Annotated in this window: 14 protein-coding genes; 8 read left to right on the top strand and 6 right to left on the bottom strand. The window is 66.0% G+C overall.

Translation table 11 applies throughout. The features are described 5' to 3' along the window. Positions 1-138 precede the first annotated feature (138 nt). The 3 genes from F6X37_RS08835 to F6X37_RS08825 all read left to right on the top strand — a co-directional run bounded on the left by F6X37_RS08835 (position 139) and on the right by F6X37_RS08825 (position 5,101). On the top strand, positions 139-1,791 hold the full coding sequence (locus tag F6X37_RS08835; protein ID WP_187611016.1) for an acetolactate synthase large subunit: 1,653 nt from the start codon (positions 139-141) through the stop codon (positions 1,789-1,791). A 32-nt stretch (positions 1,792-1,823) separates the two neighbouring features. After that, the gene (locus tag F6X37_RS08830; protein ID WP_187611015.1) at positions 1,824-3,260 is read left to right on the top strand and encodes an aldehyde dehydrogenase family protein; all 1,437 of its coding nucleotides are present in this window, start codon (positions 1,824-1,826) and stop codon (positions 3,258-3,260) included. A gap of 374 nt (positions 3,261-3,634) precedes the next feature. Next, a complete protein-coding gene (locus tag F6X37_RS08825) occupies positions 3,635-5,101 on the top strand; it encodes a DEAD/DEAH box helicase (protein ID WP_184059426.1) in 1,467 nt (488 codons plus the stop codon). Positions 5,102-5,208: 107 nt separating this feature from the next. Here the strand turns inward: F6X37_RS08825 and gluQRS are convergent, their stop codons facing one another. Together gluQRS and F6X37_RS08815 are read right to left on the bottom strand one after the other, a co-directional pair. Then, positions 5,209-6,099 (bottom strand): tRNA glutamyl-Q(34) synthetase GluQRS, encoded by an 891-nt coding sequence (gene gluQRS, locus F6X37_RS08820; protein ID WP_187611014.1) that lies wholly within the window; start codon positions 6,097-6,099, stop codon positions 5,209-5,211. A gap of 52 nt (positions 6,100-6,151) precedes the next feature. Next, positions 6,152-7,015 (bottom strand): sulfurtransferase, encoded by an 864-nt coding sequence (locus F6X37_RS08815; protein WP_187611013.1) that lies wholly within the window; start codon positions 7,013-7,015, stop codon positions 6,152-6,154. 313 nt (positions 7,016-7,328) lie between these two features. On the opposite strand from F6X37_RS08815, the gene dnaE reads away from it, so the two are divergent. Then, a complete protein-coding gene (gene dnaE / locus F6X37_RS08810) occupies positions 7,329-10,895 on the top strand; it encodes a DNA polymerase III subunit alpha (protein WP_187611012.1) in 3,567 nt (1,188 codons plus the stop codon). 48 nt (positions 10,896-10,943) lie between these two features. On the opposite strand, the gene F6X37_RS08805 is transcribed toward dnaE, so the two are convergent. Further along, positions 10,944-11,705, bottom strand: a complete 762-nt coding sequence (locus F6X37_RS08805) for a glycosyltransferase family 2 protein (RefSeq protein WP_187611011.1) — start codon at positions 11,703-11,705, stop codon at positions 10,944-10,946. Positions 11,706-11,946: 241 nt separating this feature from the next. On the opposite strand from F6X37_RS08805, the gene msbA reads away from it, so the two are divergent. Beyond that, positions 11,947-13,740: a lipid A export permease/ATP-binding protein MsbA gene (gene msbA / locus F6X37_RS08800; protein WP_090803670.1), complete on the top strand. Its 1,794-nt coding sequence runs from the start codon at positions 11,947-11,949 to the stop codon at positions 13,738-13,740. 125 nt (positions 13,741-13,865) lie between these two features. Next, positions 13,866-14,918, top strand: a complete 1,053-nt coding sequence (locus F6X37_RS08795; protein ID WP_187611010.1) for a glycosyltransferase family 2 protein — start codon at positions 13,866-13,868, stop codon at positions 14,916-14,918. Between the two features lie 43 nt (positions 14,919-14,961). Here the strand turns inward: F6X37_RS08795 and F6X37_RS08790 are convergent, their stop codons facing one another. Continuing rightward, positions 14,962-15,978: a glycosyltransferase family 2 protein gene (locus F6X37_RS08790; RefSeq protein WP_187611009.1), complete on the bottom strand. Its 1,017-nt coding sequence runs from the start codon at positions 15,976-15,978 to the stop codon at positions 14,962-14,964. A 181-nt stretch (positions 15,979-16,159) separates the two neighbouring features. On the opposite strand from F6X37_RS08790, the gene F6X37_RS08785 reads away from it, so the two are divergent. Next, the gene (locus F6X37_RS08785; RefSeq protein ID WP_187611008.1) at positions 16,160-17,266 is read left to right on the top strand and encodes a glycosyltransferase family 4 protein; all 1,107 of its coding nucleotides are present in this window, start codon (positions 16,160-16,162) and stop codon (positions 17,264-17,266) included. A gap of 45 nt (positions 17,267-17,311) precedes the next feature. Here the strand turns inward: F6X37_RS08785 and F6X37_RS08780 are convergent, their stop codons facing one another. Further along, positions 17,312-18,613 (bottom strand): O-antigen ligase family protein, encoded by a 1,302-nt coding sequence (locus F6X37_RS08780; RefSeq protein ID WP_187611007.1) that lies wholly within the window; start codon positions 18,611-18,613, stop codon positions 17,312-17,314. 289 nt (positions 18,614-18,902) lie between these two features. Between F6X37_RS08780 and F6X37_RS08775 the strand changes: the two genes are divergently transcribed. Then, positions 18,903-19,748 (top strand): glycosyltransferase family 2 protein, encoded by an 846-nt coding sequence (locus tag F6X37_RS08775; protein ID WP_187611006.1) that lies wholly within the window; start codon positions 18,903-18,905, stop codon positions 19,746-19,748. A 42-nt stretch (positions 19,749-19,790) separates the two neighbouring features. On the opposite strand, the gene F6X37_RS08770 is transcribed toward F6X37_RS08775, so the two are convergent. Continuing rightward, positions 19,791-20,117 carry a hypothetical protein gene (locus F6X37_RS08770; protein WP_187611005.1) on the bottom strand — a complete coding sequence of 109 codons (327 nt, stop codon included), beginning with the start codon at positions 20,115-20,117 and terminating at the stop codon, positions 19,791-19,793. Between the last annotated feature and the right edge of the window lie 263 nt (positions 20,118-20,380).

Genomic DNA, 20,380 nt, shown 5'->3' with positions numbered 1-20,380 from the left:
TCCGTTCGAGTAGTAAGCTGTCCGGCATGGCGTTCGCCATGCCGTTTGCCATGCCGCGCGCGCGGAGCGGTGTTTCGCGCGCAGCCGTCGTTGTCGTCTTCGATTGTCCGTTCCCCGAGTCATCAAGCGAGCCCCTCAATGAAAGCATCGGACCTGTTCGTCAAATCGCTGGAAGCCGAAGGTGTCGAGTATGTGTTTGGCATCCCCGGTGAAGAAAATCTCGATCTGCTGGAGTCGCTGCGCCGCTCGAAAATCCGTCTGATCCTCACGCGCCACGAGCAGGCGGCCGGCTTCATGGCCGCCACCTACGGGCGGCTCACCGGCCGCACGGGAGTATGTCTGGCGACGCTCGGCCCCGGCGCGACCAACTTCGTGACCGCGGCCGCCTACGCGCAGCTGGGCGGCATGCCGATGCTGATGGTCACGGGCCAGAAGCCGATCAAGTCGAGCAAGCAGGGGCACTTCCAGATCGTCGACGTGGTGCGGATGATGGAGCCGCTCACCAAGTACACACGGCAGATCGTGTCGATCGGCAACATTCCTGCGACGGTGCGCGAGGCGGTGCGCCGCGCCGAGGAGGAGCGGCCCGGCGCCACCCACCTCGAATTGCCCGAGGACGTCGCGCACGAAGAGGGCGACGGCAAGCCGATTCCGAAGAGCTACAGCCGCCGTCCGGTCGCCGAGGAGAGAGCGGTCGCGCGCGCGGTCGAGGCGATCACCGCCGCGAAGCATCCGCTGCTGATGATCGGCGCGGGCGGCAACCGCAAAACCACCACGAAGATGCTGCGCGAGTTCGTCGACCAGATCGGCATTCCGTTTTTCACCACGCAGATGGGCAAGGGCGTGATCGACGAATCGCATCCGATGTGGCTCGGCAACGCGACGCTGTCCGACGGCGACTTCGTGCACCGCGCGATCGAGCTCGCGGACTGCATCGTCAACGTCGGTCACGACGTGATCGAAAAGCCGCCGTTTTTCATGCGCAGCGGCGAGGCGGGCGAGAAGACCGTGATCCACGTGAACTTCCTCGGCGCCGAAGTCGATCCGGTGTATTTCCCGCAGATCGAAGTGGTCGGCGATATCGCCAACGCGGTGTGGCAGCTCAAGGAGAGCCTGAAGACGCGTCAGGAGCATTGGGACTTCACGCGCTTCAAGGAGATCAAGGAGCACTTCGAGGCGCATCTGGTGAAGGGCCAGCACGACGATCGCTTCCCGATGTACCCGGTGCGGATCGTCAACGACGTGTACGAGACCACGCCGGTCGACGGCATCGTGTGTCTGGATAACGGCATGTACAAGATCTGGTTCGCGCGCTACTACCGCGCGCACGAGCCGAATTCGCTGCTGCTCGACAACGCGCTGGCGTCGATGGGCGCGGGGCTGCCGTCGGCGATCGCGAGCAAGATCGTGCATCCGGAGCGCAAGGTGATCGCCGTGTGCGGCGACGGCGGCTTCATGATGAACTCGCAGGAGCTCGAAACGGCGGTGCGGCTGAAGCTCGATCTGGTGATCCTGATTCTGCGCGACGACGCGTTCGGCATGATCCGCTGGAAGCAGGAGAACATGAACTTCCCGGACTACGGCATGACGCTTGCGAACCCGGATTTCGTCGCCTATGCGCAAAGTTATGGCGCGCAGGGGCATAGGATCGAGGCGGCCGAGCAGTTCGCGCCGCTGTTGCGCGAGTGCTTCGCGACGCCGGGCGTGCACGTGATCGACGTGCCGATCGACTATTCGGACAACGAGCGCGTGCTCAATCGCGAGATCAAGCGGCTGTCCGCGCGGCTTTGAGCATCCGTGCATCGAATCAAGGAGAACGCGACATGTTGCAGAAAACCTATCCGTACTACCTGGCCAACGAGCCGGTGGCCGCCAACACCGACCTCGAAGTCACCGACAAATTCAGCGGCGAAGTCGCCACGCGCGTCGCAATGGCCGACGCGGCCGCGATCGACAAGGCGATCGGCCACGCAGTCGATGCGATGCCCGCCATGCGCGCCTACCCGCCGTTCAAGCGCCAGGCGGTGCTCGAACATTGCGTCAAGCGCTTTCGCGAGCGCTACGATGAACTCGCGCTCGCGCTGTGCATCGAGGCGGGCAAGCCGATCAACGATTCGAAGGGCGAAGTCACGCGCCTGATCGATACGTTCAAGGTCGCCGCGGAGGAGAGCGTGCGGATCGACGGCGAGATCATCAATCTGCAGATTTCGCCGCGCGCGAACGGGTATCACGGCTATGTGAAGCGCGTGCCGATCGGGCCGTGCTCGTTCATCTCGCCGTTCAATTTTCCGTTGAACCTGACCGCCCACAAGGTCGCGCCGGCGATCGCGGCCGGCGTGCCGTTCGTGCTGAAACCGGCGAGCCGCACACCGGTCGGTGCGCTGATCATGGGCGAAATTCTCGCGGAAACCGATCTGCCGAAGGGCGCGTTCTCGATTTTGCCCGCGCATCGCGACGGCGCCGACCTGTTCACGACCGACGAGCGCTTCAAGCTGCTGTCGTTCACCGGGTCGCCCGCGGTCGGCTGGGAGTTGAAGCGCAAAGCCGGCAAGAAGAAGGTGATTCTGGAGCTGGGCGGCAACGCGGCGGCGATCGTCGACGCTGACCAGGGCGGCAAGCTCGACTACGTGGTCGACCGGCTCGCGTTCGGCGCGTTCTATCAGTCGGGGCAGAGCTGCATCGGCGTGCAGCGGATTCTCGCGCACACGAGCGTCTACGACGCGCTGCGCGAGAAGCTGATCGCGAAGACGAAGTCGCTCGTGATGGGCGATCCGAAGAACGAAAAGACCTTCGTCGGGCCGATGATCTCCGAATCGGAAGCGAAGCGGCTCGCTGGCTGGATGGAGGGGGCGGTGCAGGCGGGCGCGCAGATCGTCGCGGGCGGCAAGGTCGACGGCGCGATGTTCGAGGCGACGCTGCTGGAAGGCGTGAAGCGCGACACCGATCTGTATCGCAAGGAGGCGTTCGGGCCGGTTGCGATACTCGAGCGCTTCGATGATTTCGAGGCGGCGCTCGCGCAGGTCAACGACAGCGACTTCGGCCTGCAGGCCGGCGTGTTCACCGATTCGCTCGCGCATGCGCATCGCGCGTGGGATGCGCTCGAAGTGGGCGGCGTCGTGATCAACGACGTGCCGTCGTTCCGCGTCGACAACATGCCGTATGGCGGCGTCAAGGATTCGGGGCTCGGGCGCGAGGGCGTGCGCTACGCGATCGAGGACATGACCGAGATGCGGCTGATGGTGATGCGCGAGACGTGGTGAGGGGCGATCCGACGTGAGCGGGGGCGGGCGACCGTTCGCAATGGGGCCAGTGCGGGCGCCGGGACGGCTGACGAACGCCGCGCGCCGCCCGCCGAAGGGCCCGGCTGTCACGCCACTGTCGTCTGTGCGCACTACGCTGCGACCGAGGCAACGGCCGCGAGCCGCCGGCCGGCCAGCCGTCACGAGCGTTTTTGCTGAAGTGCTACAATACTCGGCTTTCGGCGGATGCTTCCGCCAGCCGGAGCCGGCCGCATTATCCGAACTCAGACGGGTCTCGCGCGGAACGACGTGGCTCCGCCTTCATCCTGATGCCCTCAGCGGTCCCGACCGCTGCCGCGCGCATCGCGCCACGCGCCTTTTTAGCGAAAGCCACCATGTCCGACACAGCCGTCACGCCCAGTACCGAGACTTTTGATCAATTCGGCCTCGCGCCCGACATCCTGAAGGCCATCAAGGAATCGGGCTACACGTCGCCCACGCCGATCCAGGCGCAGGCGATCCCGGTCGTGCTGGCGGGCCGTGACGTGATGGGCGCCGCGCAGACCGGCACCGGCAAGACCGCGAGCTTCTCGCTGCCGATCATCCAGCGCCTGCTGCCGCAGGCCAGTACGAGCGCGTCGCCGGCGCGCCATCCGGTCCGCGCGCTGATCCTCACGCCGACCCGCGAACTGGCCGACCAGGTCGCCGCGAACGTGCAGGCCTACGCGAAGCACACGGCGCTGCGCAGCGCGGTCGTGTTCGGTGGCGTCGACATGAATCCGCAGTCCGAGCAGCTGCGCCGCGGCGTCGAAATCCTGATCGCGACGCCGGGTCGTCTGCTCGATCACGTGCAGCAGAAAACCGCGAACCTGGGCCAGGTGCAGATGCTCGTGCTCGACGAAGCCGACCGCATGCTCGACATGGGCTTCCTGCCCGACCTGCAGCGCATCCTGAACCTGCTGCCGAAAGAGCGCCAGACGCTGCTCTTTTCCGCGACGTTCTCGGGCGAAATCAAGAAGCTCGCCGCGACGTATCTGCGCAACCCGCAGACCATCGAAGTCGCGCGCAGCAACTCGACCGCGACCAATGTCACGCAGATCGTCTACGAAGTCGCCGAGGGCGACAAGACCGGCGCGGTCGTGCAGCTGATTCGCGAGCGTGGCCTGAAGCAGGTGCTCGTGTTCTGCAACAGCAAGATCGGCGCGAGCCGGCTCGCGCGCAGTCTCGAACGCGACGGCGTGGTCGCGACCGCGATTCACGGCGACCGCACGCAGAGCGAGCGCATGCAGGCGCTCGATGCGTTCAAGCGCGGCGAAGTCGAGGCGCTCGTCGCGACGGATGTCGCCGCGCGCGGTCTCGACATCGTCGAACTGCCGACCGTGATCAACTTCGACCTGCCGTTCAACGCCGAAGACTACGTGCACCGGATCGGCCGCACGGGCCGCGCGGGTGCATCGGGCGACGCGCTGTCGCTGTGCAGCCCGAACGAGCGCAAGCAACTGGCCGACATCGAGAAGCTGATCAAGCGTCCGCTCGACTTGCAGCGCCTGACCGTCGAGGCGCCGGTGCGCCATCATCACGAGGACCGTCCGCCGCGCCGCGAGCGCAGCGAATCGCGCGACGAGCGCAGCCGCCGTCGCACGGGCGGGGCGTCGGGTTCGTATGACCGTGCGCATCATCATCGCGCGCAACCGGTCGACGATTTCTTCCTGAAGCCGTACGAGCCGTCGCCGGCATCGGTGCGCAAGATCGAGGAGACGGCCGCGTCGAACTCCGCGCCGCAAAAGACGGCGCCGAAGCGGCCACTGGCCGCGTTGCTCGGTGGCTTCGGAATGCCGAGGAAGACGCCTTCGTCGTCGTAAGACGGGCTGTCGGGTTCAGAGCTCGGGGTGCAACGCCTCGAGCGTAAAAACGGTGGGGCCGCGCGGTTCGATGTCTCGGAAAACGCAGCAGGCTTCACGCGTGCGCATCATCGGGATGCGCGAATGTTCATCCGTTTTGCCCAGGCCGCGGTCGCGGCGCAGTAGAACTGCTCCAGCGTCGTGGGCGGCTCGCTTCCCAACTTCAGTCCCAGATGCCGTGCCGCCGCGCCTAGTGCTTCGAGCGGCTTGTCGCCATCGAGCGCGGTCGCGCCGTTCTGCTTGCTCAGTTTCTCGCCGTGCTCGTTCGTGACGACCGGCACATGCAGATACTCGGGCGTTGCCACACCCAGACAACGCTGCAGATAAATCTGCCGCGCCGTCGAATCCATCAGATCCGCGCCGCGCACGATGTGCGTGATGCCCGCGTCCGCATCGTCCACCACCACCGCCAGCTGATATGCCCACTGATCGTCCGCTCGGCGCAGCACGAAATCGCCGACCTCGGTCGCGAGATTTTGCGTCTGCGGACCCTGCCAGCGGTCGTCGAACGTGATCACGGCGGGCTCGCCGTCGGGCACGCGCAGGCGCCACGCGCGCGCCGGCTTGCCATGCAGACCCGTGCGGCAGGTGCCGGGGTAGGCGAGTGTAGTGTTGCGCGCGTGCGCGTGCAACAGCGAATCGGCGATTTCCTTGCGCGTGCAGCCGCACGGATAGACGAGACCGGTCGATTTCAACTGCTCCAGCGCGTGCTGATAGCGCGCCATGCGCTGGCTTTGCCAGACCGGCGTTTCGTCCGCGCGCATGCCGAAGCGTTCGAGGGTCGCGAGGATGTCCTCGGCGGCACCCGGCACCGTGCGCGGTCCGTCGATATCTTCGACGCGCACGAGCCACGCGCCGCGCTGCGCGCGCGCGTCGAGCCAGCTCGCGAGCGCGCTGACCAGCGAGCCGAAATGCAGCGGGCCGGTCGGCGACGGCGCGAAGCGTCCGCGATAGGTCATGGTTTGGGGACGACAGGTGAGGCGCCCGCGTCACGGAGCCCCCCGGCTGTCATTACGCGGCGCACGCGGCCTTGCTGTCCGGATGGCACGCCGGACAGGTCTTGCCCGCGACGTACAACGGCGATTGCTGTTGCTCGGGCGTGACCACCGCGCGGCAGCCGAAGCATTGCGCGGTCGCGGTCGGTTCGAGTTGCGGATTCAGCGCGGTGCGGTAGTCGAACACGAAGCAGTCGCCGTGATAATGCGCGCCGCCCACTTCCTCGAAGTATTTGAGGATGCCGCCTTCGAGCTGGTACACGTTCTCGATGCCGACCTCCTTCATATGGATCGCGGCCTTCTCGCAGCGGATGCCGCCCGTGCAGAACGACACCACCGTCTTGTCTTGGAGATCGGCACGGTTGTTCTCGATTACCTCGGGGAATTCGCTGAACTTCGTGATCCGATAGTCGAGCGCGTTCTCGAACGTGCCGACGTCGACTTCGAACGCGTTGCGCGTGTCGAGCATCACGACCGGACGGCCTTCGTCGTCGTGACCGCGGTCGAGCCAGGTCTTCAGCGTCGGCGCGTCGACGAACGGTGCGCGGCCGAGCTCGGGGCGGATCGCCGGCTTTTTCATCGTGATGATTTCGCGCTTGAGCTTGACCAGCATGCGCGTGAAGGGCTGCTTGTCCGACAGGCTTTCCTTGAACTGCAGATTCGCGAACTTGCCTTCGAACAGCGCGTCGTGGCGAATGTAGTCGATGAATGCGTCGGTGTTCTCGCGCGTGCCGGCGATGAACAGGTTGATGCCTTCCGGCGCGAGCAGGATGGTGCCGCGCAGGCCGAGCGCATTGCAGCGTTCGGTGACGAACGGGCGCCAGGCGGCGGTGTCTTCGATGGTCGCGAATTGATACGCGGCGAGATTGACGATACTCATGTGTGTTCTGCGGTAAAGATGGCCGGCGTGGCGAGGGGCGGCGGGATGTGCCGCCGCTGTTGCGCCCCGTATGAGACCCGGGGTTTGACGCGCGGGTTCGCGCGCGTTTGCCGTGCGTTTGCCGCGCGTTTGCCGGTTAAATGGCCACGTCGAGAGAGGCGAAACCCCTATTATCCCTCAACCCGGCATTTTCCCCGACCTGGCCGAATGGCTAACGAGTTGCGCTAGCGCAAACAGCGCTCGCTCCGACCTCGTCCTGGCCGGATGGCCAACGCGCCGTTTTGACTGAAATCCGCGGAAGGGTGGAGTTACAATGTCGCCCATGTCAGATCCCCGCTTCGTTCATCTCCGCGTTCACTCCGAATTCTCGATTGCCGACGGCATCGTGCGTCTCGACGACATCGTCGCGGCGGCGGCCAAAGACGGTCAGGGCGCGCTCGCGCTTACCGACCTCGGCAACGCGTTCGGCCTCGTCCGTTTCTACCAGGAAGCGCGTGGCAAAGGGATCAAACCCATTGCCGGCTGCGACGTCTGGATCACCAATCCTGACGACCGCGACAAGCCTTCCCGCCTGCTGCTGCTGGTCAAGGACCGCCGCGGTTACCTGAACCTCTGCGAATTGCTCAGCAAGGCCTCGCTGACGAACCAGTATCGCGGCCGCGCGGAAATCGAAGCCGGCTGGCTCGAATCCGGTCTGGGCGAAGGGCTGCTCGCGCTGTCGGGCGCGCAGCAGGGCGACATCGGTCTCGCGCTGGCGGCCGGCAACGAAGAGGCGGCGAAGCGCCACGCGCAGCATTGGGCGAAGGTGTTCCCGGGCGGCTTCTATATCGAGCTGCAGCGCTATGGCCAGCCTGGCGGCGAGCAGTACGTGCAGCAGGCGGTCGCGCTCGCGGCATCGCTGAAACTGCCGGTCGTCGCGACGCACCCGATGCAGTTCATGACGCCGGACGACTTCACCGCGCACGAAGCGCGCGTGTGTATTTCCGAAGGCGACATTCTCGCGAATCCGCGTCGCCAGAAGCGCTTCACGGCCGAGCAGTATTTCCGCACGCAACAGGAAATGGCCACGCTGTTCGCGGACATTCCTTCGGCGCTGGCGAACACGGTGCAGATCGCCAAGCGCTGCAATCTGACGCTCGAACTCGGCAAGCCGAAGCTGCCGCTCTTTCCGACGCCCGACGGCATGTCGCTCGACGACTACCTGGTGCAGCTGTCGAAAGAGGGCCTCGAAAAGCGGCTCGAACAGTTGTATCCGGACGAGGCCGAGCGCGACGCGCAGCGCCCGACGTACTACCAGCGCCTCGAATTCGAGTGCGGCACGATCATCAAGATGGGCTTTCCGGGCTACTTCCTGATCGTCGCGGACTTCATCAACTGGGCCAAGAACAACGGCGTGCCGGTCGGGCCGGGCCGGGGTTCGGGCGCGGGTTCGCTGGTCGCCTATGCGCTCGGCGTGACCGATCTCGATCCGCTGCGCTACAACCTGCTGTTCGAGCGTTTCCTGAATCCGGAGCGGGTGTCGATGCCCGACTTCGATATCGACTTCTGCCAGCACGGCCGCGATCGCGTGATCCAGTACGTGAAGGAGAAATACGGTGCGAACGCGGTGTCGCAGATCGCGACGTTCGGCACGATGGCGGCGAAGGCGGCGGTGCGCGACATCGGCCGCGTGCTCGATCTCGGCTACATGTTCACGGACGGCATCGCGAAGTTGATCCCGTTCAAGCCGGGCAAGCACGTGACGATCGCCGACGCGATGAAGGAAGAGCCGCTGTTGCAGGAGCGCTTCGACAACGAAGACGAAGTGCACCAGCTGCTCGAACTCGCGCAGCGCGTCGAAGGCTTGACGCGTAACGTCGGCATGCACGCGGGCGGCGTGCTGATCGCGCCGGGCAAGCTGACCGATTTCTGCCCCTTGTACACGCAGGGCGACGAAAGCGGCGTCGTCAGCCAGTACGACAAGGACGACGTCGAAGCAGTCGGCCTCGTGAAGTTCGACTTTCTGGGCCTGACCACGCTGACCATTCTGGATTGGGCCGAGCGCTACATCCGCCGCCTCGATCCGTCGAAGCAGGACTGGTCGCTCGCCCAGGTGCCGCTCGACGACCCGGCGTCGTTCTCGATCCTGAAGAAAGCGAATACGGTCGCCGTGTTCCAGCTGGAAAGCCGCGGCATGCAGGGCATGCTGAAGGACGCGCAGCCCGACCGCTTCGAAGACATCATCGCGCTCGTCGCGTTGTACCGCCCGGGTCCGATGGACCTGATCCCGAGCTTCTGTGCGCGTAAGCACGGCCGCGAGGTGGTGGAATATCCGGACCCGCGCGTCGAACCTGTTCTGAAAGAGACCTACGGCATCATGGTCTACCAGGAGCAGGTGATGCAGATGGCGCAGATCATCGGCGGCTACTCGCTGGGCGGTGCCGACCTGCTGCGTCGCGCGATGGGTAAGAAAAAGCCCGAGGAAATGGCCAAGCACCGCGAAATTTTCGCGGAAGGCGCGGCCACCAACGGCCTCACGCGCGAGAAGTCCGACGAAATCTTCGACCTGATGGAGAAGTTCGCGGGCTACGGCTTCAACAAGTCGCACGCGGCCGCCTACGCGCTGCTTGCGTACTACACCGCGTGGCTGAAGGCGCACCATCCGGCCGAATTCATGGCGGCCAACCTGTCGCTCGCGATGGACGACACGGACAAGGTCAAGATCCTGTTCGAAGACTGCCTCGCGAACAAGATGGCCGTGCTGCCGCCGGACGTGAACCTGTCCGCGTATCGCTTCGAGCCGGTCGCCGAAGCCGACGGCAAGCGCTCGCGCACGATCCGCTACGGTCTCGGCGCGATCAAGGGCAGCGGCCAGAACGCGATCGAAGAAATCCTGCGCGCACGCGAGGAAGGCCGCTTCATCGACATCTTCGATTTCTGCAACCGCGTCGATCGGCGCATCGTCAATCGTCGCACGATCGAGGCGCTGATTCGCGCCGGCGCGTTCGACACGCTGCATCTGAACCGCGCGCAGCTGATCGCGTCGGTGTCGCTCGCGATGGAAGCGGCCGAGCAGGCGGCGGCCAATGCGCTGCAGGCCGGCCTGTTCGACATGGGCGACGCGCCGTCGCAAGGCCACGAACTCGTCGACGAACCGGAGTGGCCGGAAAAGCGCAAGCTGCAGGAAGAGAAGGCCGCGCTCGGTTTCTACCTGTCGGGCCATCTGTTCGATGCATACAAGGACGAAGTGCGTCGCTTCGTGCGCCAGAAGATCGGCGAGCTGAAGGAAGGGCGCGACAAGCTGGTCGCGGGCGTGATCGTGTCGCTGCGCACGCAGATGACCCAGCGCGGCAAGATGCTGATCGCGCTGCTCGACGACGGCACCGGCCAGTGCGAAGTGACGGTGTTCAACGAGGTCTTCGAAGAGCACAAGCAGTTGTTCAAGGAAGACGAGCTGCTGGTCGTGCAGGGCCAGGCGCGCAACGACGCGTTCACGGGCGGCATCCGCTTCACGGTCGAAACGGTGATGGATCTCGGCCGCGCGCGCTGCCGTTACGCGGACTCGCTGAAGGTGCAGATGAACGGCAACGCGGACGCGCAGGCATTGCGCCGGGTGCTCGAAGCGCACACCGCCGGCAAGGCCGAGCCGTCCGCCACAGCCGCACCGGCGGCCGCGCCGCGCGGCAATGGCGGTGGGCGTGGCGGCTTCGGTGGCGACGGCGGCCGTCAGCGTCAAGCGGTGCAGATTCCGAACGGGCTCGCGGTGCAGGTCGTTTATCGCAGCGAGCATGCGCAAGGCGAAATGCGTCTGGGCGACGCGTGGCGCGTGAAGCCGACCGATGAACTGCTCGCCGCGCTGCGCGGCGAGTTTGCGGGAAGCTCGATCGAAATCGTGTATTGAGCGCGGTCCGCGGTATGGATGGGCCAGTGCCGCGTGTACCGGCTAGCCTTACCGCCCGCCCGTTTTTTCCAGGCGCGCCAGCTTCAGAAACCGGTAGTACACCGTCTCCGCATTGAACAGCGCGATCATCAGCCCGGTGCGGCCATCCAGAAAACCGCGCCGCAGCAGATAAGTCCGCACGAACGCCCACAGGCCGCGCCCGAGCGCGAGTCGAATGCTGCCTTTCTGCCCGGCCTCGTAACGCTGCCGCGCGCCGGCCGTCGAATACGCGTCGAGCTTGCGCAGCACACCCTCGTAGTCCTCGTACGAGTAGTGCATCAGCTTGCCGGTCAGGCGTTGCGCGGGCGTGTCGAACACGAGGCGCTCGTGCACGAGGTCGTCGGAGAAGCGCGCGGTGCCGCTTTTGAAGAGGCGCGGAATCCAGTCCGGATACCAGCCGCTGTGATGGACCCAGTGGCCGCAGAAACTCGACAGACGGTCCACCGCATAGACGTCGGCGGCGGGCGCGGCGAGCGTCGCGCGAATCGATGCGGCAAGTTCCGGCGTGACGATTTCGTCGGCGTCGAGCGAGAGGATCCAGTTGGTGGTCAGTGCATCGACCGCGCGGTTCTTTTGCGGGCCGAAGCCCGGCCAGTCCGTCTGTTCGATGACACGAGCGCCGTGCGCGCGGGCGATGTCGGCGGTGCCGTCGGTGCTGCCGCCGTCGATCACGACGATCTGGTCGGCAAAGGCCACGGCCTGCAGGCATTCGGCCAGCCGCGCCGCCGCGTTCCGGGTGATGATGGCAACGCCAAGAGTGGTTTCTTGCATACCTGAGTTGCGTGGAGGACGAAGTGACGGAGCGGGTCGCGACCCGGCAATCGAGCAGCGAGTATACACATCTCATCCGTCCCCACACCACGGCACCGATCCGCCAGGCGTTGCGCGGATGCCGTCGCGCGCCGAGCGCCGGCCGTCATCTGCAACCGATTACAATGCTCTTTTTTGATGTTTCACGCGGCCGTCCGATCATGCGCCGCGTGCTCGCCGTTCCGCATTTCCAGAGGATTCCTTGAGCGCGAAGCCAACGTTAAGCAAACCCATGGGTGCAGGCGATGCGTCGTCGCCGGCCGTCGTCCTGCGGCGCCTGTGGCCTTTCATCAAGCCGCTGCTGTGGGTCGGGGTCGGCGCGATCATCGCGATGGCGGTGAGCGCCGGCACCGACGCCGCCATTCCCGCGCTGCTCAAGCCGCTGCTCGACAAGGGCTTCGGCTCGCACGCAGTCGACAAGACCAAGTGGCTCGTGCCGATCGCGGTGATCGGCCTCGCGCTGATTCGCGGCGTGTCACAGTACGCGTCCGGCTATCTGCTCGCGTACGTGTCGAACAAGATCCTGCTCGAGCTGCGTCTGAAGATGTTCGACCGCATGATCCACACGAGCGTCGCGTTCTTCCAGCGCGAAACCGCAAGCACGGTGATCAACGCGATCGTCTTCGAGGTCAATCAGATCCTGAACGTGCTGCTGAGCGTGATGGTCACGCTCGTGCGCGACTCGCTGACGGTGATCTTCCTGCTCGGCTATCTGTTCTATCTGAACTGGCGCCTGACGTTGATCGTCGCGGTGCTGCTGCCAGGCATCGGCTGGCTGGTCGGCAAGATCAATCGCCGGCTGCGGCGACTGAACCGCGAGCATCAGCTGCTCACCAACGAGCTGTCGTATATCGTCGAAGAAACGGTGGGCGGCTACAAGGTCGTCAAGGTGCATAACGGCGAGCAATACGAGACGGACCGCTTCACCGCGATGAGCCGGCGCCTGCGCGGCTACGCGATGCGCATGACGGTGTCCGGTGGCCTCGCGCAGCCGTTGACGCAGTTCCTGGCGTCGATCGCGCTCGCGGTCGTGATCACGATCGCGGTGGTGCAGTCGTCGTCGGATCAGACGACGGTCGGCGGCTTCGTCGCGTTCGTCACGTCGATGCTCCTGATCATCTCGCCGCTCAAGCATCTGATGGACGTGAACCAGCCGTTGCAGCGCGGCATGACCGCGGCCGAGCTGATCTTCGGCCTGATCGACGAGCCGGCCGAGCCGGAAGGCGGCGGCAAGCCGCTCGCTCACGCGCGCGGCGAGGTCGAGTTCCGCGACGTGTCGTTCATCTACGGCACGAACTCCACGCACAACCGCCATACGCTCGACCAGGTGTCGTTCAAGATCGCGCCGGGCGAGATGGTCGCGCTCGCGGGGCCGTCGGGCAGCGGCAAGACCACGCTGGTGAATCTGTTGCCGCGCTTCTTCGATCCGACCGGCGGCGCGATTCTGGTCGACGGCGTCGCGCTGCCCGAGTACGACCTGCACGCGCTGCGCAGCCAGATCGCGATGGTGAGCCAGGACGTCGTGCTGTTCAACGACACCATCGCGCACAACGTCGCGTACGGTCAGGAAGTCGATGCGGAGAAGGTCAAGGCGGCGTTGCGCGCGGCGAACCTGTGGGACACCGTGCAGGCGATGCCGCAGGGCATCGAGACGCTCGTCGGCGACAACGGCATGATGCTGTCGGGCGGCCAACGCCAGCGTCTCGCGATCGCGCGCGCGATCTACAAGAACGCGCCGATCCTGATTCTCGACGAAGCGACGTCGGCGCTCGATTCCGAGTCCGAGCGCCACGTGCAGGCGGCGCTCGAAACGCTGATGAAAGGCCGCACCACGCTCGTGATCGCGCACCGCCTGTCGACGATCGAGCGCGCCGACCGCATCCTCGTGATGGAGGCGGGGCGGATCGTCGAGCGCGGCAGCCATCGCGAGCTGCTCGAGCACGACGGCTTGTACGCCCATCTGCATCGCATCCAGTTTCAGCAAAGCCCGGTTTGATCCGGCACATTGCGAACGGCGGGCGCGGGCCGGTGTTGCGTTTAAGTCTCAATTTATTGCGCTTTTTCGGCGCTAATCGCATGCTGGCGGGCAATCACGGTCCGCCTCGCGGAAATCGACTGCCCATGTCTCACGACGACCCGAGCAAGCCGCTCGTCTCCATCGCGCTCGCGACGTACAACGGCCGCACTTATCTGCCCGAGCTGCTGGCTTCGCTCGAAGGGCAGAGCTGGCCCCATCTCGAAGTCGTGGTATCCGACGACGCCTCCTGCGACGGCACCCGCGAACTGCTCGCGTCCCATACGGGACGCGTGCCGGTGCGGCTCGTCGGCGATGGCACGCGGGCCGGCATCGTCGGCAATTTCGAGCGCGCGCTCGCCGGCTGCCGCGGCGACTACATCGCGCTCGCCGACCAGGACGACGTCTGGGCGCCCGAGAAGGTCACCGATCTGATGCGCGAGCTGCGGCGCGTGGAAAGCGCGGGCGACGCCGCCGCGACGCCGGCGCTCGCGTTCTGCGACATCGAGCTCGTCGACTCGACGCTGTGCTGTATGTCACGCTCGCTGTTCGATATCACCGCGAAGTCGCGCTGCGCGACGCGACTGCGCGATTTTCTGCTGAGCAACCATGTGCCCGGCTGCGCGATGCTCGTCAATCGCGCGACGCTCGAACGTGCGCTGCCGTTCCCGCCCGGCATCGTGATGCACGACTGGTGGCTCGCGATGGTGGTCGCGTCGTTCGGCGAGATTCGCCACGTCGCGGCGCCGCACCTGAAGTATCGGCAGCATGACGGCAACGCGGTCGGCGCGAGCGCGACCAACGAGCGCGGCGCGGCGCGCGACGAATGCGGCGCCGAGGCGGCACGACGGCGCGGCGCGAGCCGGCAGCGGCAGATCGAAGCCATCGCGGATCAGGTGCGGGTGTTCGCGCGACGCTTCGGCGCCGAGCTGCCCGTCGATGCGCGTCACGACATGTATGCGTTTTCGCGCGGTGTCGCGAGCTGGCGCGGCGCATTCGAGTTCGTGATGATCAGCCACACCGGCGAGACCTTCGTGCGCTCGGTGAAGATGTTGCGGCGCTTGCGCGCGAGCGTGCTGAGCTTCGGCGTCGAGGTGCGTAGGCCGAGTCTCGCGCGACGCTTGCGGCAGCGGCGGGGTGCGTCGCGCGGACTTTCCTGACCCATGTGGCGTCGCCAGGCACCGCGAGACCCTATCGTCGTCTTCAGGCCTTTCTGCCCCGCACGACCCGCTTGATCCAGATGCCCGGCGCGTAGACCATCGGGCAACTCGCATACAGGAACATCCGAATCCGCAGCCCGAGCTTCACGCCGGCGCTGCGCGTCACCAGCCCGAGGCGTTCGCCGACGCTGCCCGCTTCGAACATCGCATGGATGAACTGCTCGCGCGCAAGCTTCGGCGCCATCGCCGCGCGCATGCGTTCGCCCACACCGGCGATCTGAGCGTCGCGCTGCAGTTGCGCGAGCTCCGCGAGTCCGTAGCGATTGCTTTGGCGCATCCGCGCGATCAGCTCGTCGACCGACTGGTAGCGACGCTTGCGCGAAAGTCCGCCGCGCCGATAGCGCACCAGCGGCTCGCGCAGACTGATCGCGCCGCCCGACAGGATCGCGCGCAGCACCATGATCTGATCCTCGGCCGCGGCGCCCGGCAGCATCGGCCCGAAGCGCTCGATCAGGCGTCGCGACCACGTATGTGCCGCGCCGATCAGCCATGGACGCTCGACGAGCCAGTCGTCGAAGCTGCGATAGCGATCGAGCTCGGTCGGGCTCACGCGCTCGTGCACGTGACCCGCTTCGTCCATGTCGGCGAGATCGGTGGCGATCAGGTCGGGCCGGCGCCCATGCGCGAGCCAGCAGTCGACGACGCGCTCGCAGCGCGCGGGCGCCGACATGTCGTCGCCGGCGGCGACGAACAGCAGTTCGCCGTGCGCGAGCTGCGCGAGTTGCGACAGGTGCGCGCTGATGCCCTGGTTCACGGTATTGCGCCGTGCGATCACGCGATGCGGGCCCGCGTAGCCGGCGAGCGCCGCTTCGATCGCGGCGTAGGTGGCGTCGCTGGATGCGTCGTCGGAGACGATGATTTCGAGCGGCTCGTAGGTTTGCGCGAGCGCGCTGCGCACGGCGTCGCCGATCTGCTCTGCCTGGTTGTAGGCGATCAGCAGCATCGAGACGAGCGGGCGGGTGGTGTCGGCGGTTGCGGCGGACGGCGGGCTATCGGTCATGGAGTCGGGACGAAGGCGATTGGCCTAGATTCTAGCCGCTGACGGCCGCGCCGCGCGACGCACGCGGCAAACCCGGGCACCCCGAGCTGAGCCCGGCGAAACCCATCCTTTACAATTGCCGCTGCCCCGAAACTGCGCACCCACGGCCTCGCCCGCGCGTGCGCCTCACCGAGACCGATCCTTGTCAGAGCCAACCCGCGACGCAGCCCTCGACCCGAACCGCCGCCCCCTCACCGACATCGCGCTGACCGCCCAGGCGCTGAAGAACAGCGGTGGCGCCGAGCGTTACACGCGCGACGTGATCGCCGGCCTGCATCGCATGGGTTTGCGCCCGACGCTGTTCGCGCGCGAGATCGACCGCGCGCTGCCCGAGGCCGCGTGGATCGATGCGCAGCCGCTCGACGTACGCTGGGCGCCGCGCAAGCTGCGCAACCTCGCGTTCGACTGGCGTCTGAAGCAGCGGTTGAAGCGGCATCGTCCGGCGTGCGTGTTCTCGATCAATCACTCGACGCATGCCGACGTCGCGTTGTGCGGCGGCACGCATCCGGGTTCGCTCGAAGCCGCGGGCCGCGCGCCGCGCCGCAGCGACGAATGGCAGATCGAGCTCGAGCGGCGCGTCTACACGCGGGCGCGCTCGATCGTCGCGCATTCGCAATTGATGAGCCGCGAGTTGCAGCGTTTTTATGACGTGCCGGCCGCGCGGATCGACGTGCTCTATCCGCCGGTCGAGACCGCACGCTTCAGGCCGCTCGACCCCGCCGCGCGCGCGGCCGTGCGCCGCCAGCTCGGCGTGCCCGACGATCGCGTGATGTTCGTGTTCTCGTCGACGAGTCACGAGCGCAAGGGCTATCCGCTGCTCGAAGCGTTTTTCTCGCGCACGACGCTGCCGGTCTGCCTCGTCGTCGCGGGACGCCCGGTGCCGAAAACCGGCGACACAATTCGTTACGCGGGTTACAGCAAGGAGATCGAAAAACTGTTCGCGGCCGCCGATTTCACGGTCGTCGCGTCGGCGTACGAGCCGTTCGGGCTCGTCGGCGTGGAGTCGGTGATGTGCGGCACGCCGCTCGTGATCGCCGACAACGTCGGCTCGGCGGAGACGGTGACCGGTGCCGCGAAGATCGAGTTCTCGCGGCAGACTGCGGGCGGTTTCGAGCGCGCGATCGAGCAGGCGGTCGAGCGCGTGAAGAGCGGCGCCGCGCGCATCGCGACGCCGCGCGACAGCCTCGTGTACGACCCGAGCGTCGACGCGCACGTCGCGGCGCTTTACGAGGTGTTCACGCGGGGATGAGGGCGGCGCTCCGCGCTCGGGTTGCCGCTTCTCGTCAAATCAAAATCAATCGCGCGGCTGCGTCTCGCGCACGAGCGCGGCTGGCGCCGGCGTGGTCCGCGCTTCGCTTCGCAACTCGCGCTTGCGTGCATCGATCACCGCCAGCAGCGTCGCCACCAGCGAGGCGAGCAGCACCGCCACCATCATCGGCACCAGCACGTCGATAGTGAGCCCGAAGATCACCGTGCTCGCCGCGACCGCGAGACCCGCGTACGACGCGGCGCGAATCGCCGGATCGGTCGCATGCCGGTGTCGCCAGAAATACATCGTGATCCCGTAGTAGAACAGCAACAGGCAGATCACGCCGACCGCGCCCATCTCGGCGAGCGTCGAGAAAAAGTCGCTATGCGCGCGCTCGTTGACGATCTCGGCCTTCACTTCGCCGCGCTTCGCCATCACGCCGAGCTCGTCGACCAGATGGCCTTTGCCGACGCCCCACACCGGATGCCGCTCGAACATCATCCGCGACGCGTTCCACAGTTGCAGGCGCAGGCCGGTGGCCGTGTCGTCCTCGCCCTTGCGCATCATCGACACGTCGTTCGGCACCTCGGCAAAGCGCTTCTGAACCCGTTCGGTCGACAACAGACCGCCCGCCCCGATCACGATGACGAGCGTCGCGATCAGCAGGCGCTTCTTGTGCGTGAACCAGTGGTACTGCATGCCGAGCAGCACGACGAACACCGGCACGGCGACCCAGCCGCCGCGCGAGCCCGACAGAAACGATGCATAGCCGCCCGACACCAGCGCGAGCACGCGCGGCACCAGCACGCGCCAGTCGCGCGGATTGTCCCAGCCAAGCGTGAACACCGACAGGAACCCGAGCAGCAGCGCGGTATCGCCGAACGGAATCGCGTTCGTGTACGAGTTGTTCAGGCGGTTCGCGTCGGTCCAGCCGCCGGGCGGCTGATCGATGAACGCCCATGCGCCGACCGCGAGCGCGCCGGCCGCGCAGCCCCAGCCGATCAAGCGCAGATTGCGCGACGGCAATTGCCGCAGCAGCAGGAACACCAGAAGCGCGAGCACGAAACGCGACGCATTGTCGAACTCGCGTGGCAGCCAGTAGCCGAGCACCAACTGCTGCGCGCCGATCCCGACGACGAACGCGAGCATGCCGATCGTGAACCAGCGGTAGGTCCGCAACGCGGAGAAATAGCCCGGCATGCGCCGGTTGACGATGGCCGCGCCGAGCGCGAGCGCGACGAGCGCGAAAAAGCAGTAGCCGGTGCCGCCGCGCCACATCAGATTGACGGCGGGCGCGAGAAACAGCAGAGCCGACGTGAGCCAGACCAGACTGGAAGCAAAAATCATAGGTCTACGTTATCGATGAAAACACTACCGTTCCGGTGGTGAAATTGCAGGGGGTGCCGGACCATTTGAGTTTCTCAAGACGGTAGAGCGATCCGGATTATAACCATGCGCTTCCTTGCGAAATGCTTGCTGCCGAACGCGGGGAGGTTCCGCTGGTCCGCGGCATGCGGGTGAGGCGGGCGGGGCGGCGTCTGTCGTGCGAGCAGGCGGGGGCGGTACAATCGCGCGACATTCATGGCCGGGGCGCGGCGCATGCCGCGCCCCGCGCCCAGCTCAACGGACCGACTCGATGTTCTCAATCATCATCCCGACCTGGAACAACCTGCCTTATCTGCGCCTCGTGATCAAAAGCCTGCGCCGTCATTCGACGTATCCGCACCAGCTCATCGTGCACGTGAACGACGGTTCGGACGGCACGCTCGCGTGGGTGCGCGACGAGGGCATCGAGCACACGGCGTCGCCCGGCAATATCGGCATCTGTCATGCGGTCAATATCGCGGCGGCGCGCGCGACGCAGGACTACATCGTCTACATGAACGACGACATGTACTGCTGCCCCGGCTGGGACGACGCGCTCGTCAAGCGTCTCGCGCAGATGCCGGCCGACAACCTGTTCATGTTGTCGGGCACGATGATCGAGCCGGTCGATTCGGGCAATCCATGCGTGGTCGTGCGCGACTTCGGCCGCGACGCGCAGGCGTTTCGCGCCGACGAGCTGGTCGCCGCCGCGGCCGGTCTCGTGCGCGCCGACTGGCGCGGCGCGACGTGGCCGCCGACGCTCGTGCATCGGGACTGGTGGTTCAAGGTGGGCGGCTACAGCAGCGAACTGAGCCCCGGCATGAGCAGCGACAACGATTTCTCGATGAAGCTGTGGGACGCGGGCTGCCGCGTGTTCGTCGGCGTCGGCGACAGTCTCGTCTATCACTTCCAGCAGAAGAGCACCGGCAAGATCGTGAAGAACGACGGGCGTCGCCAGTTCCTCAACAAGTGGGGGATGACGCAGGCGACCTTCGACCGCTATTACCTGCGCCGCGGCACCGCCATCGACGGCGCGCTCGCGGTCAGCGAGCCCGAGCGCACCGGCCGGCTGCGCCGTGCGCTGCTGAAGTCGCGCATCAAGCGCGCGTTGGGCTGACGGGCGTCGAGCCGAAAACGGCTGCTTGACGCGCTGCGTGTGTCAAACGCCGCGCGTTACGAGCGGCAGCACCGTCAGATCCGGATGCGTGCCGTCGACGATGCTGCGTCCCACGTGCACCGCTTCGGAGAGCGCGTCGGCCAGGCTCGCGAAGCTCTCCTCGCCGTCCGCGTGAAACGGCACCGCATGGCCGGGAAGCTGGGGGTTGGCGCCCGGATGGCAGACGTAGCCTAGATACGTGTAGCGGCTGTTTTTCGCGGCCGCATCGGTGGCATGCGCCGGGTCGGGCGGATCCTTCGCGACAGGTGACACGTGTATCTCGAAGCCCTCGTATTGCACCGTCTGCCAGCTTGCGGTTTGGTCGGCCATGACCGCCTCCGTCTGGGTCTGTCCTGTCCAAAAGTCTAGGTGATTTGCCGCCAAAACGCGCGGGCGGCCGGCTACGGCCAAACCATGACGGCTTCGACCATGGAGGCGCTCTTGCGAAGTAAGTTGATGAAGCGCATTCGGCTGACATCGGCGAGGTTTGATAATCAGCCTGCAGTTGGAAGGATTTACGGTTTATTTTTGAAAATAGGCGGTCTGCGAGATTGCGTCCGCCAGAACGCTCCGGCTGGTTCTCCTCGGATAAA

The sequence above is a fragment of the Paraburkholderia sp. 31.1 genome, assembly GCF_014397645.1.
Classification (GTDB): Bacteria; Pseudomonadota; Gammaproteobacteria; order Burkholderiales; family Burkholderiaceae; genus Paraburkholderia; species Paraburkholderia tuberum.
Note: the sequence above shows the minus strand (reverse complement) of the source record. Positions and strands in the feature narration are given on the sequence as shown.